Source organism: Rhodanobacter sp. FDAARGOS 1247 (assembly GCF_016889805.1).
Lineage (GTDB): Bacteria > Pseudomonadota > Gammaproteobacteria > Xanthomonadales > Rhodanobacteraceae > Rhodanobacter.
Genome location: NZ_CP069535.1, coordinates 2,562,225 through 2,576,794, shown reverse-complemented (window position 1 = coordinate 2,576,794; position 14,570 = coordinate 2,562,225). Strand labels below are relative to the sequence as shown.

Genomic DNA, 14,570 nt, shown 5'->3' with positions numbered 1-14,570 from the left:
TGCCCGAGGAAGTCTTTCGCGGCGTTCAGCCGTCCGCGTACATGGCCTTGATCACGGCCATGTGCTGCTGGCAGAAGTGCAACTGTGCGGCGGGCACGTCGTCCGGGTGAACCGGCGAGTGGCTTTGCAGCAGCATGGCCGCGGAATATCCGTTGATGAGCGCCAGCGAAGTCAGCACGAACTGGCGCGCGTCAAGGTGGTGGCGGGCCAGGATGGCGCGGGCGGCGGCGTTGGCTTCGACCTCGGCGGTCAGGGTCGCGACGGTCTTGGGGCGATCCTGGTCGTCGGTGAGGACCAACAGACTGCCTTCGGTGCTTTCCAGCGCCGCATCGGTTTCGTGCACGGCCTGGCTCATGCGCTCGAGCAGGTCCGCGGTGAGCGTGACGGCGTGGACGGCCGCGCTGTCCTGCGGATTTTCCGCGCCGGCGATCGCGGCGGGCGGCAGGGCCAAGCAGGCACAGGCGATGACGAGCGCGGCAAGGCTGCCGTGCCAGCGATGGAAGAAGTGACGGACGTGCATGCAGCGTTCTCCGAAGATCGAATGGAACCGATGGGCGACAGTGACGGGTTACAGCAGGACGAATTCACCGATCGCACCACCGTCTTTCGCGTGGCAGCTGATCGTCGCCGTGGTGCTGCCGTGGTCGAACTGCAGCGGCAGCCTGATCCGGGTGACGGTGCCGTCGTCGACGAGGGTGGTGGCTTCGCCATGCGAACGGTACGGGCCCCAGTTGTTCTTGATCAGCGCTTCCCACATCGAGATCAGCATTTTCTGTTGCTGTGGCCCCTGCAGTTGCGGACCCATCTCGCGACCGGCGGCGGCGTAGTCGTTGCGGCCGAGCGCGTCGAGCATGGTGGCGGCCCGCGTGGCGCAGCTGCCGGGCGCTGCCTGGGCACTGCCGATGCCGATGAGGAGAAAGGCGATGCTGCTGGTCAGTTGGCTCATGGGCGGATTCCTGGTGGTGAATGGAGTGGTCGGGTCAGCGTCGCTGGCCGTCGGGATTGAAGGTCCAGCTCACTTCCGCCTTCAGCGGCACGGTGGGCAGGCTGATGTAGTTGACCGGGCCGCTTACGGTCTGCAGCTTCGGGAAGATCTTGTGACCGCCTTGCGGGCCGTCCAGCCGGGCTGCCACGAGATCCTTGAGGTGAATCTCCGGAATGGTCACCTGCCGCTGGTAGGGCGGGATGTGGGGATCGAATTCGTTGATGGTCACTTCGACTTCGACGGAAGGCATCTGCACGTCGTAGGTCTTCCCGCCGTCGTGGGTGATCAGGGTGAAGTTGCCGTCCTCGTCGCTGCAGTCGACCTTGCGCTTGCCGATGCGCGTGGCGTGGCCGCTGACCATGACGGAGATGCCTTCGCCGCTGGCACGACCGGTATGCGCCGAACTGTCGTCGACGCTGGCGCTTCCCTGGCAAGGCGTCTGGTAGCGGTGGGTCCAGGCAGTGTCGCTGCCGATGGCTGCAATCGTGTGCTGTGTTTCGCGGTTCAGCGCCTGCCGCTGACCGGACGACATCGCGCTGATGGCGCGCATCAGGCAGGCCTGGTCTTCGCCGCAGGCTTCGGCGGCTTTCTGCAGCGAGGTCATCTGCGCGCCGCCGGCCATTGCATTCGGGTCATTGGTGACGCTGCCATGCATGCGCACGGTGGCCTCGAACTGGCGCGAGATATTCACCTGGCCATGGGCTGCGCCGGGGCCGTTCGTTTCGGCGTGACCGCTCAGCACGATGCGGTAGGTCAGCGTGCCGTCGGGGACCTTGCGGTCGACGTCGGCGGCGCTGGCGCCGAAGGTGACGACGAGGACCAGCAGGCACAGCGCCGCCGATGATCGAGGTGCGCGGGATGGAGGAAGCGGGTGGCGGCTGGACATGGTTCGCTCCGGACGAACGTCGGTGGGAATCGCTGTCTGCATTGACGACGATCGGCCGGAGCGAATCTTGAGGACGGGCTGACGAACCGCTTACGAAATCTTACTGCCCGGACAATCAGTGGCTTGGGCGAGGAAAGGTCGCGCGGACGTTCACCGGGCAGGGGTGGCCAGGGCGGCGAGTGTGGTGCTGCGCAGTTGTTCGAGACGCGCGGCGGCGCGGGCATGGCCGATGGCGTCGCGGCCCGTTGCCCAATCGCGATACAGGCGCAGCAAGTCCGCGTGGTTGTCGCGGGCGGGATCAAAGCCGGCCAGGGCGATGTCCGCCGCCGCGGCGGAATGCAGATGTCCGGCGACGACCAGGCCCACGAAGCGCAGGTCGTTTTGCTGCGGATCATCCGCCGTGGGCGTGGCGGCGGCTGCCTGCAGTGCGTTCACGGCTTCCTCGGGTCGGTTGACCGCGGCTGCGGCGATGGCGTGGATGAGTTGCCTGGTGTAGCCGAACGTGGCCGGATTCTTCTGCGTGGCCGCCAGCGCATCGGTCTGTGTCGACAGCGCGGCGACCGACCCCGGATCCGCCTGCAGCGCGGCGGCGGCCTGGCTTTCCCAGATGGCGAGCAGCAACGCGGGGTCTTGCTTGCCATCGACCAGCGCCGCGGCCTGGCGGCAATAGTCGAGGGCGGCGGCGGCGTTGCCGTCGTACCACGTCTGGCCGGCGCTCAGCATCAGCGCCAGCGACTGCCAGACGGCGTTGTGCTGGCTGCTGCCCAGGTTGCGCAGTTGTTGGGCGATGGGCGCCACGCGCTCAACGAGGCCGGCGTCGAGCAGGATGCGGGCTTGCTGGTCGCCGCTGGCGAAGGCCAGCAAGCTGTCGCCTTGCTGTTGCGCACGCTGGTAGAGCGAGGTGAACAGCGGCAGGGCTTCGATTGCGCGATCCTGCTGCATCAGGTCGAGCGCGACGTTGTAGGTATCGCCCAGCGCGTTGCGCTCGTTGCCGATCGCTTCGCTGGCGGCGAGCGCGGCGCGGTCAGCCCGCTCCTTGCCGGCGAGGTCGCCGCGGGCGCCGGCGAGGAACGCTTCGCTGTTGTGCAGGTCGGCCTCCAGCCGATGCAGGCCATGCTGCGCGACCAGCTTGCGCGCGTACTGCAGCTCGCGCTGCGCCAGCGGCGTGCGTTCCAGCCGGCCCGCGGTGTTGACGGTTTTCAGGGCGATCGCGGCTTGCAGATCGGGCGTGCCGGCTTGTGCGGCGAATGATGCGGCTTCCTGCAGATCAGCCAGGGCCTCGGCGTGATGGTGCTGGTTGAATGCGAGGTTGCCCAGTTGCAGCAGTGCCTGCGCGATCATCGAGGCGTCCTTGCCGGCGCGTGCCTGCGCCAGCAGCGCGCGCAAGGTCGCGCCACCCTCGTTCAGTTGATTCGTGTTGATCTGCGCCTGGCCCAGGCGCAGGCGCGCGGACGGAAAGTCGGGGTCGCCTTTCGCCACCAGCAGGAAATAGGGTTTTGCGTTCGTCCAGTCGCCGTGCATCGCGAGGTCGATGCCGCGGGCGTAGGTCTGCGCCAGGTAGGCATCGCGCGGCGTGGCGGCCGGTGCCGCTGGCGTGCTGCCGTCGAGCTTCAGTGCCCGGCGCATGCGTGGTATTGCGTTGACGCCCAGCGTGCCGGGATCGCTGCCGCGCAAGGTGAGGGTGGTTCCGGTCTTGCCGGCGCCGGTGTCGATGTGCAGGGAAAGTTCGTAGAGATGATCGGCAAGCCGGTGCAATTCACCGCTGACCAGGATGCTGGCGCCGGTGACGAAGCGCAGGTGTTCGGTTTCGGAGCGGCCCTTCGGCGGAACATAGTCGACGATCCGGCCGACCTGCAGCGGGTCGACGACGTCGATCCCCGGCGCGGCGCCGAGCAGGTTGGCCATCAGGCCGGGCAGGCCTCGCGCGGTCCAGTCCAGCGCGGCGTCGCCGGTGTCGTTGTCGATCGGCAGCAGGGCCACGCGTGGTGGCGGTGGCACCGGCGGCGCCATGCCGCGCGGGATGAGCCACAACGACAGCGCACCCAGCACGGCCAGCGCAGCGAACCCTAGCCACCCGCGATATCGCCGCGGCGATGACGATGACCGTGACGGTGACGGTGACGGTGCGAGCGCTTCGTCCACGGTGTCGTCCGCGGCGGCGGGCGTCTCTTCCGCGACCAGCTCGACCGGAGCCACCCATTGCAGACCGCGGCCATACACGGTGCGGATCACCGCCTGGCGTTCGCCATCGTCGTCGAGCGCGCGGCGCGCCTTGTGCAGCAACTGGCTGAGCGCGGCGTCGGTGATCGGCCGGTGGCCCCACAACGCGGTGATGACTTCCTGCTTGCCCAGCGCGCGCTCGCGGTTTTCGAGCAGCAGCAGGATCAGGTCGAACACCTTGGCTTCGATGTCGACCTTGCAGCCGTCGCGATGCAGCCGCCTGGTTGCCGGCGAAATGGTGTGGACTCCGCATCGGTAGACCTGGCCGTGTCCCTGTTCCCGCATGTCCCCTCCGTGCGCCTTTCTGAAATGCACGAAGCAGATCATGCACCCCCGAGTGCGGATGTTTAGCATAAAACGCGCAAGCGGGTGCTCAGCGGCGCTCGCTTGCAATGTGGCGAAGATGTTGGGCGACGCCAGACTGGCTGCGCACATGACAAGCGTTGGATGACATCATTGAATCGGCCTGCCGTACCGGCGGAAGGGTTCCGGGTTTCTGACATGAGCAACGAAAACAAGTCCGTCGTTCTTGGCAATGAATACGATCAACAGCTGCGCGAGGTGCTGTTGCGCGTTCTGCGATCCATGGGTGCGACCGCGCTGGACCGGTCGATCGACATCGCAGGCTCCCAGGAAATCGAGGCGTTCAACGTGATGCTTGGCCAGCAGTCGTTGCTGATCGAGGCGGAAACCTATATCGGGTTGAGCATTTCCGGTCCCGCCGACCTGGTCGATACGGTCGCCCGATCGACACTGGACCGGATCAAGTCAGGCAACTGAGCCGCTCGCTCGACGCGGGCAGCCCACTTTGCGTGGTCCCATGCTGGATCAGCGCGGCACGCGATAGCCGCCGGGCACGCCGTTCGGGCTGAGAGTGATTTGCCACAGCTGGTCGCGGCGGCTGCGGAACACCGCGGAGGAGACCGCGAGGTAGTAGCGCCACATGCGGCGGAAGCGTTCGTCGTAGCTGGGCGGCAGGCTCGGCCACGCCGCTTCGATGTTGGCGCGCCACGCGGTCAGGGTGCGGTCGTAGTCGGCGCCGAAGTTGTGCCAGTCCTCGATCACGAACAGGTCCTCCAGCGCGGTGGTGACCTGGCTGGCGGCGGGGATCATCGAGTTGGGGAAGATGTATTTCTCGATCCACGGGTCTGTCTGCGCCGGCGCGCGGTTGCTGCCGATGCAGTGCAGCAGCGACAGTCCGTCGTCCTTGAGGCAGCGGCGCACGGTCTCGAAGTAGGCGCGGTAGTTCTTGCCGCCGACGTGCTCGAACATGCCGATGGAGAACACCGCGTCGAACTGCTCGTTGATGTCGTGGTAGTCCTGCAGGCGGATTTCGATCGGCAGGCCGGCGCACAGTTCGCGGGCGTAGTCGGCCTGCTGCTGCGAGACGGTGATGCCGACGCCTTCGATGCCGTAGCGCTCGGCGGCGTATTTCAGCGCCTCGCCCCAGCCGCAGCCGATGTCCAGCACGCGCTGGCCGGTCTTCAGTTGCAGCTTGCGGCAGACCAGGTCGAGCTTGGCCGCCTGCGCGTCGTCGAGGTTGTCGGCCCTGGCCCAGTAGCCGCAGGAGTACACCAGCCGCTTGCCCAGCATGGCCTGGAACAGGTCGTTGCCGAGGTCGTAGTGGGCCTTGCCGATCTCGAACGCGCGCTCGCCGCGCTGCAGGTTGATGAAGCGCGCCTTGAGGTGGGCGAGCAGGGTGTCCAGCGTCTTCAGCTCCTGGTCGAGCCCCGCGGTGAGCAGGCGCGTGCACAGGCCGGGCAGGTCGTCCGCGTCCCACCAACCGTCCATGTAGGCTTCGCCCAGACCCAGCGAGCCATGCGCGAACACCCGCGGATACAGGCGGTCGTCGTGCACGCGCAGGTCGATCGGCGCGTTGCCGTCGATGTGGATGCCGGCCTGTTCGAGCAACTGGCTGGCGCGGTCTTTCAGATCGTCCTGACTCATGGAGTGCCTCGCGGCGGATGGTTCGAATGGTTCCGGTGATCAGTGCCTGCCGAGCATTTCGAAGTCTGCCGGCCAGCGCGCATACGTGGCGTCGACGCCCGCGTCGCGCACCAGTTGCAGCAGCGTCGCGGCCTGATCGTCGCGCAGCAGGAACTCGATCTTCACCGGCAGGTCGTCGGCCAGTTCGAAGAACTGCTCCTCGTGCAGCACGCCATGCCGGCCGAAGCCCGCGATGGCGCGGAACACCGAACCGCCGCCGATGCCGCGCTGCTTCGCCTGCTCCAGCAGCCATTCGGACAGCAGCACGCCGTCGTGTCTGGCGCGGGAGTGGCAGTAGAAGGTCAGGTGCACGCCTCGTTGCAGGTTTTGCGGGTTCATGCGGATGCCCGGTCAGTGGCGCAGCAGGCTGCGGGTGAGCGCGATGCCGAGCACGGTCATCGCCAGCGAGCCGATCACGTGCACCGCGACATGGCCGCTGAACCACAGGTATTGCTGGCGCAGCAGCAGGGTGGCGGATTCGGCAGAGAAGGTGGAAAAGGTGGTGAGGCCACCAAGGAACCCGGTGAACACGAACAGCCGCAGTGCGGGCGGCAGCGCCTGGAAGTGATCGAACAGGCCCATCACGCAGCCCATCAGCAATCCGCCGGCGAGGTTCGCCGCCAGGGTGCCCAGCGGCAGGGTGGGGAACATCGGGTTGAGCAGGATGCCCAGTCCCCAGCGCAGCCAGCAGCCGATAGCGCCGCCGATGCCGATTGCCACGAATCCGGTAAAGCCCACGAGCGCGCCTCCTGACGGGAATGTGTCCGGTTCCGCGGTGGCAGGCATGCCTGCACCGCCGGAAACCGGGGGAGCAGGCATCATCAACTTCAACACAAGGAGCGCGAGAAGCGGTTTGTCCCGGGGGGAGCGAGCATTCCGGAACGGGAGGCATGCCATCTCCCATGGCGAACATCCTAGTCGATCCGGCCGCCCCGACGTCAAGGGTGGCCCTATAATGCGCGACCCGCCGCGACCAGCATGCCGTCATGACTCCAGCCCAGCGCACCGTGCGACGCAGCCTGCCATGGCTGCTGGCCGGGCTGTCGATGATCGGGCCGTTCTCGATCGACGCGGTGTTCCCGGCGTTCCCGCTGATCGGTGCGCGTTTCCAGGTGGACGACACGGCGCTGCAGCAGCTGGTCAGTGCGTACCTGCTCACCTACGCAGTGATGAGCCTGTTCCACGGCGCGATCTCCGATGCGATCGGGCGCAAGCCGGTGATCGTCACCGGCATGCTGGTCTACGCGCTGGCGTCGGTGGGCGCGGCTTCGTCCACCTCGTTCGCGATGCTGCTGGCCTGTCGCAGCCTGCAGGGCATGTGCGCGGGCGCCGGCCTGGTGGTGGGCCGGGCGGTGATCCGCGACAGCCTGGAAGGGCCGGCGGCGCAGCGGCTGATGTCGCAGGTGATGATGATCTTCGGCGTGGCGCCGGTGATCGCGCCGATGATCGGCGCCCTGCTGCTGCCGCTGGGCGGCTGGCACGGCATCTTCTGGCTGCTGGCCGGCTTCACCCTGCTGCTGGCGGTGGCCCTGCTGACCCTGCTGGACGAAACGCATCCGCCGGAGCGGCGTTCGCGCTTCGCGCCGCGCCCGTTGCTGGCCGGCTACCTGGCGTTCGCGCGGGAGCGCTCGTTCTGGCCGCTGCTGGTTTCCAGTTCGGTCAATTTCGCCGGGCTGTTCCTCTACATTTCCTCCGCGCCGCGCATCGTGCGCGAGCTGCTGCATCTTTCGGCGCAGGGTTTTCCATGGCTGTTCGTGCCGGTGGTGATCGGCCTGATCAGCGGCGCGTGGCTGTCCGGGCGGATGGCCGAACGCTGCAGCGCCAAGCGCACGGTGAGCCTGGGCTACGCGTCGATGCTGCTGGCCTGCGTGGCGCACCTGCTGCTGGCACTGCTGTTTCCGCAGCCGCGCCTGCCGTGGTCGATGCTGCCGCTGATCCTGCACGGCATCGGCGTGCAGCTGGCGTTCCCCACGCTGACCCTGCTGTTGCTGGATCGCTTTCCGCACCATCGCGGCGGCATCTCCTCGGTGCAGGCGTTTGCCAGCCTGCTGTTGTGCGGCTTCGTGGCCGGCGTGGTGTCGCCGCTGCTGTCGGCCAGCATGCTGCAGCTGGCGCTGGGTGCGTCGCTGCTGACCGTGCTGGGCGTGCTGGCCTGGGGCTGGTACCACGGCGTGACCCGCGAGGCCGTGTTGCCGGTCAGCGGTGCCGATGCGGCGGCGGTGATGGAAGCAGAGATCGCCGAGCCGCGCTGAACGAAGAGGCTCAGGCCGCGGGCAGGCTTGCGGCAGGCGCATGCCCGATCGGCACCACCGCCTCGACCGACATCAGCACCGTGGCGCTGGCCAGCGCGCGAACCAGCGACGGCGAGCGATAGCTGCTGTCGGCAAGCCATCGCTGCCACACCGACTCGTCGACCTTCTCGTTGACGCCGGTGCCGAGCAGGCGATCGATCGGCGGCTTGAACTCCTTGTACAGGCCGCTCATGAATTCCCGGTACGAATTGCGCGGCACGCCGGTGTACGCGTCGGCGGCGGGCAGCAGCAGCCTGTCGCACGCCAGGCCGGCGTCGATGGCCTTGCGCTGCAGCCAGGCCAGCGGCAGGTCGGGCAGGGGGTCGGGCTTGCGGCCGGCGCCGTCGCAGTCGTTGCCGCCGCCGACGTCCGAATGCGAGCCGATGAACCAGCGCTGCTCGATCTCGATCTGCTCGTTCTTCTTGGAGGTAAGCGATTCGCCCGGCTTCACGGTGTACGGATTGCGCGTCCACACCGCGGGCGCGAAGTCGGCCCGATGCTCGTCCAGCGCCAGGGCCTGGTAGGCGTATTTCACGATGCGGCTCAGCTCGGTGTCGTGGAAGCGGTAGCGCGCCCGGGCATACGGAAACCATGAGGCGGTATCGGGAATGCCCAGCGAGCCGACCGTGTCCCACACGCCGATGAAGTGGATGTCCACCTCGATCGAATGCTCGGCGCGATAGGCGACCGCGACGTCGCCGTCGGGTTTGCTGGAGGCGTCGCGATAGAGGTCGTAGGCGGCGGACACGTCGGACTTCGCCACCTTGTCGTCGTTGCCGCAGCGGAGCAGGCCGCATTTGCGGATCAGTCCGGCGAGGCTGCGCGCGGTGTAGGCGCCGCGACTGAAGCCGAACAGGAAGATGCGGTCGCCCGGCTGCCATTGCTCGCACAGCCAGCGGTAGCCATCCAGCACGTTGCCGGACAGGCCGTAGCCGAACGCGCCGCCGAGCAGGTGGCTGATGCCGCGGGTCACGCCCACGCCGGGAATGTAGTTGACCAGTTGCGGATGGCCGTGGGCGTCGAGCGGGGCGATCAGCTGGCGCAGGCGTTCCACGTTGGTGTTGGATTCGGGCTTGTTCCAGGTGCCGTCGAACAGCAGCACCAGCTGGCGCGTGGCCATGATGTCCTCCGGCGCACTGCGCAAGGGAATGCCTGGGCCGATTCTAGGGCAATGGCTGCGGGTGGCCAGTGCCGCGGGCAGGTTGCCGGGGGATGGTGCCGCGCGTGCGTGGCTGCTGCTGGCGCTTAGCGCGATATGGACATCCATTTGACGCGCGCTGGACCTGGCCGGGTCCAGGCTGGCCGCGGTTCCCAGCCGGAGCATGTCATGCCCTACAAGACCGTCAGCGAGTTGCCCGAGTCCGTACGCGACCACGTGCCGAAGCACGCCCAGGAGATCTACAAGGAAGCGTTCAACAGCGCCTGGGACGAATACGCCGACAGCGACGAGCGTCGCGGCGACGAATCACGCGAGGAGGTGGCGCACAAGGTGGCGTGGGCGGCGGTGAAGAAGAAGTACGACAAGGGCAGCGACGGCGACTGGCATGCGAAGTAGCCTGCCGGCCGTGGCGCATCAGGCGTGGGGTCAGGCGTGGGGCAGGCCACGCGCCCTGAGGAACTCGCGCGCCTCCGTGGCATCGCCTTCGAACCAGGCGCGGGTCGAGCCCAGCCGGAACGAGTAGCCCCAGGCGTCCATGTCGGTCATCAGGCGTTCGCGGCCGACACCGGGCAGCCGGTCGGCCAGCACGATCTGCAGGTAGCAGGTGGCGTCCTCTTCCTCGACCGAGTCGGTGGCGTCGGTATGCACCGTCGCACGTTTTTCCTCGGGCAGCACGATCAGGTGGCCTGCCTCGTGCAGCAGCGAATGCACCGGCGTGTCATCGCGCGCGTAGACCGTGGTGCCGATGATGCCGGCCTCGCGCTCACCCCAGAAACTGCCGGGAATCGGCGTGTCGTGGGCCACCCGTTCGAGCGTCAATCCGAACTGCGCGAGCAGCGCGGCCGGATCGGCGAAACCGATCTGGCCGAGGCACAGCACGCTGTCGGCCGGATCGCTGGCGGTGGAATGGGTGTCGGGATGCATGGGGCGCGACGCGCGGACGATCCGGAATGAAGAGCGCCGGGCCGCGCGTGGCGGCCCGGCATGGACTTGGCGTGGGTGCTCAGCCGCTCTGGGCTTCGCTGCCGGCCGGCAGCTTGCCGTCGGGCAGGGTCACCGAGAGTTCGAGGATCTCGTGGCCGCTGTCGCGCTCGAAGTTGATGTTGATCGCATCGAGGTCGACGTGGACGTACTTCTTGATCACTTCGAGCAACTCGTTGCGCATCATCGGCAGGTAGTCCGGCGCACCACGGGTGGAGCGCTCCTGCGCCACGATGATGCGCAGGCGCTCGCGCGCCACGCTGGCGGTGGCCTCGGGCTTGCGCTTGAGGAAATCGAGAATGCCCATCGTGATCAACCTCCGAACACGCGCTGGAGAAAGCCCTTCTTGGGCGCGTCGATGAAGCGCAGCGGGCGCTCTTCGCCGAGGATGCGGGCCACGGTGTCGCTGTATGCCTGGCCGGCCAGCGAGTTGGCGTCGACGATGACCGGGATGCCGTTGTTGGAGGCGGTCAGCACGTTCTCCGACTCGGGGATCACGCCCACCACCTGGATGCCGAGGATTTCCTCGACGTCCTTCACGCTGAGCATTTCGCCGATGGCGACGCGGGCCGGGTTGTAGCGGGTCAGCAGCAGGTGCTGGGTGATCGGCGGCTCGCCCTTCTCGGCGCGCCGGGTCTTGCTGGCCAGCAGGCCCAGGATGCGATCCGAGTCGCGCACCGAGGAGACTTCCGGGTTGACCACCACCACCGCGTGGTCGGCGAAGTACATCGCCAGGTGGGCGCCTTTCTCGATGCCGGCAGGCGAGTCGCAGACCACGTAGTCGAAGCCGTCCTCGGACAGGCCGTCGAGTACTTTCTCGACGCCTTCCATGGTCAGCGCGTCCTTGTCGCGGGTCTGGCTGGCGGCCAGCACGTACAGGTTGTCGTAGCGCTTGTCCTTGATCAGCGACTGCTTCAGCGTGGCTTCGCCGTGCACGACGTTGACGAAGTCGTACACCACGCGCCGCTCGCAGCCCATGATCAGGTCGAGGTTGCGCAGGCCGACGTCGAAGTCGATCACGGCGACTTTCTTGCCGGCCATGGCCAGGCCGGTGGCGAGGGAGGCGCTGGTCGTCGTCTTGCCGACGCCGCCTTTGCCGGAGGTGACAACGATAATCTCAGCAGTCAAGGGCCCATCTCCGCAGGTTTGTTTTTGTTGTGGGTGATCACAGCCTGGCGATCATCAGTTTTTCGCCGTCGAGCCAGCATTGCACGGACTGGCCCTCGAGGTCGCCGGGAATCTGTTCGAATACGCGGTACTGGCCGGCGATCGCCACCAGTTCGGCGCGGAAGTCGGAAACGTAGATGCGTGCCTTCTCGTCGCCCTGCGCACCGGCCATGGCGCGGCCGCGCAGGCCGCCGTAGATGTGGATGTTGCCGTCGGCGATCACCTCGGCGCCGTTGGCCACCGCGCCGGTGACGATCAGGTCGCGGTCGCGGGCGTAGATCTGCTGGCCGGAACGGATCGAGCCGGCGTGATGCTGGGCGCCCACGTTGCCGGAGGCCGGTGCCGAAAGAATCGGTTCGCGCGCCGCCGCCGGGGCGGGCTCGCTGGGGGGCGCGGTGGCGGCCGGCGTGCCCGCGGCCGGTTCGTAGGCCGCACGGAACTTGGCGATCAGCGGCAGCCCCATCCGTTTGGCCAGCGCTTCGGTCTCGCTGGTGCCGTAGGCCAGCCCCACCGGCAACATGCCGGCGCTGCGCACCGCTTCGAGCAGTGCGTCGACGGTGCCGTCGTCGGGCAGGTCGAGCAGGTGGCTGAGGTCCAGCACCACGGCGGCGCGGGCGAACATCTGCGGCGCGGCGCGCACGCGGCGTTCCAGTTCGTCGCACAGGGCGGCGGCGTCGACCCGGCGCACCCGCACGCAGGCAAGGCCGACCTGGCCGAAGCGCAGGTCACAGGCGTCGGTGGCATCCATGCTTGCGTTCATGCGTGCCGCTCCCCGGCCAGGCGGAGCGGATGCGGCTGGTCGGTGTCCGGGCGTTCGCGTTCGGCCAGCCACGGCACGTCGGGCAGGCCGCCTTTCTCGAGCCAGGTGTCGCGCACATAAGCGTAGCTGGGCAGGTCGCGGGCCAGCAGGCTGACCTGCGGGCCGTGTTCGCCCATACGCTGCTGGCCGACTTCCTGGAAACCATAGGTGCCGTGGAACAGCACGACCACGTCGTCGCGCGGCTCCAGGAACACTTCGCAGGTGAGCAGCGGCACGCGCACCTCGGCGTAGCTGTGCACGTCGCAATAGAAGATGCGGCCCAGCCCGTGGCGGCGGTAGGCGTTGGCGATCACGATGCGGTCGATGTACAGGAACTGCGGATAGTGCTCGGCGAACCAGCGATAGTTCGGGCTGTCGTAATCGCCGCCTTCGCGCAGCGCGATCAGGAAGCCGGCCAGCTGGCCGTCGATTTCGGCCACGCGGAAATATTCGGCGTGCTCGTGGAAATAGCGCAGCTGGGCAGGATCCAGTGCGAGGATGGAGCGACCGGCAGCGTTGTTGAGCGCCAGTACGGCATCCAGGTCGTGCTCGCGCACGTCGCGGATGGCAAGGGCCATTCGTTGCTCCGCAAGGGTGGATTCGGGGACGAGAGGCGACCGCTGCCTCGCGCAATGCCGCATTATGACATGCGCGGCAGGCCCTTACATCTCGCAAGGGCACATGTAAAAGCTTTGTAAAGCCGGTGTGCGGCGACAGCCGTGACCCGGCCGGGCATGACTTCTCGCGCATTGCGCGAATTCCCCGCGCAGCCAATGATGCGGGGATGCGCTGGCCCTTCTTCAACCATATCCGCCTGCTTCGCTATGCGGGCTTCTTCACCTATCTGTCGGTGGGGACGCCGCTGGTCACGAACTGGGCCACCGAACGGCTGACCCAACTGCAGCGGCCGAATTTTTCGCTGCTGCTGTGGACGCTGTGTTACCTGATCTTCGGCCTGATGTACTGGCTGCTGACCAGCAACCTCGGTTCGCGTCGCTACCCGGTGCTGAAACTGCTCGGGCTGACGCTGATGACAGCCGCCGCCGTGGCGGTGGGCTGGTACAGCCACAGCGGCCTGTCGGCGATGCTGATGGTGGTCGCCTCACTGGTGCTGCCGTGGCTGCTGCCGTTCTCGCTGGCGGTGTTCTGGCTGGTGCTGCAGCACCTGAGCCTGGTGGCGATCTTCGCCACCTTCCCCGAATACGATCACAGCGTCGCCTTGGGGTTTCTCCAAGCCAGCATCTACCTGGGCATCTCGGTGCTGGTGTTCGTGACCTCGACGGTCGCCAGCCAGCAGGCCGAGCAGCGCGACGTGCAGCGGCGGCTGAATTCCGAGCTGCGCGCCACCCGCGCCCTGCTGGCCGAATCCAGCCGCATCGCCGAACGCATGCGCATCGCGCGTGACCTGCATGACCTGATCGGCCACCACCTGACCGCGTTGAGCCTGAACCTCGAGGTGGCCAGCCATCTCACCAACGAAGCGGCCGGCGCCCACGTGCGCAAGGCGCAGAGCACGGCCAAGCTGCTGCTGGCCGACGTGCGCGAGGTGGTCAGCGAACTGCGCCAGGACGACGCGATCGACCTGACCCAGGCACTGCGGGGACTGGCCGAAGGCGTGCCCGGTCTCAATGTGCATGTGGTGATGCCGCCACGTTTCAGCGTGGAGGACCCGCGCCGTGCCCAGGTGCTGCTGCGTTGCGCCCAGGAGATCATCACCAATGCCGCGCGCCATGCCGGCGCCCGCAACCTGTGGCTGAATTTCGCCTACGCCGGGGAAAGCCTGATCGGCCTGCATGCGCGCGACGACGGCCGCGGCGCCGAGAACGTCGCGCCGGGCAACGGCCTGTCCGGCATGCGCGAGCGGCTGGCCGAGTTTGGCGGCAGCCTGACCCTGGACAGCGGGCCGAGCCAGGGATTTGCGCTGACCGTGCGGCTGCCGCTGGGGGAACATGCCGCGCTGGCGCATGCGCCGACCCGGCTTGAGCCACCAGCGCTCAATGTGTCGTAATCTCTGCCGTCTGCGCCGGGGTGCGAAAGTGCGTCGGTGTTGGCAGCGGGGCCCTGCGCCAGCTGCCAGCATCCCATCGTCAAGCCAC

Annotated in this window: 17 protein-coding genes and 1 riboswitch; of the genes, 4 read left to right on the top strand and 13 right to left on the bottom strand. The window is 67.5% G+C overall.

What is annotated here, in order from left to right:
* Positions 1–25: 25 nt before the first annotated feature.
* The 4 genes from I6J77_RS11860 to I6J77_RS11845 all read right to left on the bottom strand — a co-directional run bounded on the left by I6J77_RS11860 (position 26) and on the right by I6J77_RS11845 (position 4,376).
* A complete protein-coding gene (locus I6J77_RS11860) occupies positions 26–520 on the bottom strand; it encodes a hypothetical protein (RefSeq protein WP_204109148.1) in 495 nt (164 codons plus the stop codon).
* Positions 521–568: 48 nt separating this feature from the next.
* Positions 569–946: a hypothetical protein gene (locus I6J77_RS11855; protein WP_204109147.1), complete on the bottom strand. Its 378-nt coding sequence runs from the start codon at positions 944–946 to the stop codon at positions 569–571.
* 34 nt (positions 947–980) lie between these two features.
* Positions 981–1,871 (bottom strand): hypothetical protein, encoded by an 891-nt coding sequence (locus I6J77_RS11850; protein WP_204109146.1) that lies wholly within the window; start codon positions 1,869–1,871, stop codon positions 981–983.
* Between the two features lie 150 nt (positions 1,872–2,021).
* Positions 2,022–4,376, bottom strand: a complete 2,355-nt coding sequence (locus tag I6J77_RS11845; protein WP_204109145.1) for a winged helix-turn-helix domain-containing protein — start codon at positions 4,374–4,376, stop codon at positions 2,022–2,024.
* 216 nt (positions 4,377–4,592) lie between these two features.
* Between I6J77_RS11845 and I6J77_RS11840 the strand changes: the two genes are divergently transcribed.
* Positions 4,593–4,871 (top strand): hypothetical protein, encoded by a 279-nt coding sequence (locus tag I6J77_RS11840; RefSeq protein WP_204109144.1) that lies wholly within the window; start codon positions 4,593–4,595, stop codon positions 4,869–4,871.
* 48 nt (positions 4,872–4,919) lie between these two features.
* On the opposite strand, the gene cfa is transcribed toward I6J77_RS11840, so the two are convergent.
* The 3 genes from cfa to crcB are packed head-to-tail and all read right to left on the bottom strand — an operon-like array spanning position 4,920 to position 6,815.
* Positions 4,920–6,038, bottom strand: a complete 1,119-nt coding sequence (cfa, locus tag I6J77_RS11835; RefSeq protein ID WP_204109143.1) for a cyclopropane fatty acyl phospholipid synthase — start codon at positions 6,036–6,038, stop codon at positions 4,920–4,922.
* Positions 6,039–6,077: 39 nt separating this feature from the next.
* Entirely contained in the window at positions 6,078–6,416 is a 339-nt protein-coding gene (locus tag I6J77_RS11830; RefSeq protein WP_204109142.1) for a DUF190 domain-containing protein, read from the bottom strand.
* 12 nt (positions 6,417–6,428) lie between these two features.
* Positions 6,429–6,815, bottom strand: a complete 387-nt coding sequence (gene crcB / locus I6J77_RS11825) for a fluoride efflux transporter CrcB (protein ID WP_056717757.1) — start codon at positions 6,813–6,815, stop codon at positions 6,429–6,431.
* Between the two features lie 67 nt (positions 6,816–6,882).
* Positions 6,883–6,987, bottom strand: a riboswitch (Fluoride riboswitch).
* Positions 6,988–7,063: 76 nt separating this feature from the next.
* Between crcB and I6J77_RS11820 the strand changes: the two genes are divergently transcribed.
* Positions 7,064–8,329 (top strand): multidrug effflux MFS transporter, encoded by a 1,266-nt coding sequence (locus I6J77_RS11820; protein WP_056717756.1) that lies wholly within the window; start codon positions 7,064–7,066, stop codon positions 8,327–8,329.
* 10 nt (positions 8,330–8,339) lie between these two features.
* Here I6J77_RS11820 and I6J77_RS11815 read toward each other — a convergent pair whose 3' ends face one another.
* The gene (locus tag I6J77_RS11815) at positions 8,340–9,635 is read right to left on the bottom strand and encodes a DUF2235 domain-containing protein (protein ID WP_239308950.1); all 1,296 of its coding nucleotides are present in this window, start codon (positions 9,633–9,635) and stop codon (positions 8,340–8,342) included.
* A gap of 60 nt (positions 9,636–9,695) precedes the next feature.
* Here I6J77_RS11815 and chaB point away from each other — a divergent pair, with 60 nt between their 5' ends.
* Complete coding sequence (gene chaB / locus I6J77_RS11810) at positions 9,696–9,923, top strand: putative cation transport regulator ChaB (RefSeq protein WP_204109141.1); 228 nt, start codon at positions 9,696–9,698, stop codon at positions 9,921–9,923.
* A 30-nt stretch (positions 9,924–9,953) separates the two neighbouring features.
* On the opposite strand, the gene I6J77_RS11805 is transcribed toward chaB, so the two are convergent.
* From I6J77_RS11805 to I6J77_RS11785, 5 genes are all read right to left on the bottom strand, one after another.
* Positions 9,954–10,451: a hypothetical protein gene (locus I6J77_RS11805; RefSeq protein WP_204109140.1), complete on the bottom strand. Its 498-nt coding sequence runs from the start codon at positions 10,449–10,451 to the stop codon at positions 9,954–9,956.
* Between the two features lie 79 nt (positions 10,452–10,530).
* A complete protein-coding gene (minE, locus tag I6J77_RS11800; protein WP_056717753.1) occupies positions 10,531–10,815 on the bottom strand; it encodes a cell division topological specificity factor MinE in 285 nt (94 codons plus the stop codon).
* Between the two features lie 5 nt (positions 10,816–10,820).
* Positions 10,821–11,636, bottom strand: a complete 816-nt coding sequence (minD, locus tag I6J77_RS11795) for a septum site-determining protein MinD (protein WP_204109139.1) — start codon at positions 11,634–11,636, stop codon at positions 10,821–10,823.
* A gap of 37 nt (positions 11,637–11,673) precedes the next feature.
* Positions 11,674–12,435, bottom strand: coding sequence for a septum site-determining protein MinC (gene minC / locus I6J77_RS11790; protein WP_204109138.1), 762 nt, complete (start codon positions 12,433–12,435; stop codon positions 11,674–11,676).
* Positions 12,432–13,052 (bottom strand): GNAT family N-acetyltransferase, encoded by a 621-nt coding sequence (locus I6J77_RS11785; protein ID WP_204109137.1) that lies wholly within the window; start codon positions 13,050–13,052, stop codon positions 12,432–12,434. The genes minC and I6J77_RS11785 overlap by 4 nt, the downstream gene beginning before the upstream one ends.
* Before the next feature lie 206 nt (positions 13,053–13,258).
* Between I6J77_RS11785 and I6J77_RS11780 the strand changes: the two genes are divergently transcribed.
* Positions 13,259–14,482 carry a sensor histidine kinase gene (locus I6J77_RS11780; RefSeq protein ID WP_204109136.1) on the top strand — a complete coding sequence of 408 codons (1,224 nt, stop codon included), beginning with the start codon at positions 13,259–13,261 and terminating at the stop codon, positions 14,480–14,482.
* Positions 14,483–14,570: the final 88 nt, after the last annotated feature.

Excerpts from the sequence above, each read along its gene's own strand:
- I6J77_RS11850 (WP_204109146.1), bottom strand. The coding sequence starts at position 1,871 with ATGTCCAGCCGCCACCCGCTTCCTCCATCCCGCGCACCTCGATCATCG.
- I6J77_RS11780 (WP_204109136.1), top strand. The coding sequence starts at position 13,259 with ATGCGCTGGCCCTTCTTCAACCATATCCGCCTGCTTCGCTATGCGGGC.
- I6J77_RS11840 (WP_204109144.1), top strand. The coding sequence starts at position 4,593 with ATGAGCAACGAAAACAAGTCCGTCGTTCTTGGCAATGAATACGATCAA.
- I6J77_RS11815 (WP_239308950.1), bottom strand. The coding sequence starts at position 9,635 with ATGGATGTCCATATCGCGCTAAGCGCCAGCAGCAGCCACGCACGCGCG.
- I6J77_RS11860 (WP_204109148.1), bottom strand. The coding sequence starts at position 520 with ATGCACGTCCGTCACTTCTTCCATCGCTGGCACGGCAGCCTTGCCGCG.
- I6J77_RS11805 (WP_204109140.1), bottom strand. The coding sequence starts at position 10,451 with ATGCATCCCGACACCCATTCCACCGCCAGCGATCCGGCCGACAGCGTG.
- I6J77_RS11855 (WP_204109147.1), bottom strand. The coding sequence starts at position 946 with ATGAGCCAACTGACCAGCAGCATCGCCTTTCTCCTCATCGGCATCGGC.
- minC (WP_204109138.1), bottom strand. The coding sequence starts at position 12,435 with ATGAACGCAAGCATGGATGCCACCGACGCCTGTGACCTGCGCTTCGGC.
- I6J77_RS11830 (WP_204109142.1), bottom strand. The coding sequence starts at position 6,416 with ATGAACCCGCAAAACCTGCAACGAGGCGTGCACCTGACCTTCTACTGC.
- minE (WP_056717753.1), bottom strand. The coding sequence starts at position 10,815 with ATGGGCATTCTCGATTTCCTCAAGCGCAAGCCCGAGGCCACCGCCAGC.
- chaB (WP_204109141.1), top strand. The coding sequence starts at position 9,696 with ATGCCCTACAAGACCGTCAGCGAGTTGCCCGAGTCCGTACGCGACCAC.
- I6J77_RS11845 (WP_204109145.1), bottom strand. The coding sequence starts at position 4,376 with ATGCGGGAACAGGGACACGGCCAGGTCTACCGATGCGGAGTCCACACC.
- cfa (WP_204109143.1), bottom strand. The coding sequence starts at position 6,038 with ATGAGTCAGGACGATCTGAAAGACCGCGCCAGCCAGTTGCTCGAACAG.
- I6J77_RS11785 (WP_204109137.1), bottom strand. The coding sequence starts at position 13,052 with ATGGCCCTTGCCATCCGCGACGTGCGCGAGCACGACCTGGATGCCGTA.
- I6J77_RS11820 (WP_056717756.1), top strand. The coding sequence starts at position 7,064 with ATGACTCCAGCCCAGCGCACCGTGCGACGCAGCCTGCCATGGCTGCTG.